The organism is Phocaeicola sp. HCN-6420 (genome assembly GCF_037890145.1).
Classification (GTDB): domain Bacteria; phylum Bacteroidota; class Bacteroidia; order Bacteroidales; family Bacteroidaceae; genus Phocaeicola.
This window is the reverse complement of sequence record NZ_JBBKBJ010000085.1, coordinates 1-601: the sequence shown is the minus strand read 5'-3', so window position 1 is coordinate 601 and position 601 is coordinate 1. Positions and strand designations below refer to the sequence as shown.

Annotated in this window: 1 protein-coding gene; it reads right to left on the bottom strand. The window is 60.1% G+C overall.

The window, feature by feature from the left end; all coding sequences use genetic code 11:
- On the bottom strand, positions 1 to 601 hold a 601-nt coding region (locus WKT12_RS16470), incomplete at both ends, for a DNA topoisomerase (RefSeq protein ID WP_340320333.1).

Below are 601 nucleotides of genomic sequence, written 5' to 3'. Positions count from 1 at the left end.
CTTGCCGTCGCAACCGTCCGTTGCGATATGGAGTTGCCAGAAGGCTTCGGGCGTGAAGCGGCGGTTCTCCCAGTAGCGTTCACATACCATAGCCAACGTTGGTGTCTGCACCCGCCCCACGGAGTATGTGCCGTGTCCGGCGGCGATGGAGAGAGCCTGCGTGCCGTTGATGCCCACGAGCCAGTCGGATTCGCTTCGCGCTTTGGCGGCGAGGTATAGGTTGTCATACTTGCCGCCGTCTTCGAGGTTGCGCAATCCCTCGCGGATAGCCTTGTCGGTGAGCGAGCTTATCCACAGGCGCACGAAAGGAGTGGTACTGCCCGTGTAGTGGTAGAGGTAGCGGAAGATAAGTTCACCCTCGCGTCCGGCATCGGTTGCCACGATGATTTGGTCGCTGGTGCCGAACAGCCTTTTGATTGTTTTTATCTGCGACACCACGCCGCTATCGGGCTTGTAGCCTTTCTCCGTCCTGACCTGACGGGGGACGAGCGTGAAGGTGTCGGGGATAATCGGGAGGTTGTCACGGACGAAACCGCGCACGCCGTAGCCATCGGGCATGGCGAGCTGGACAAGGTGTCCGAATGCCCATGTCACGGCATAG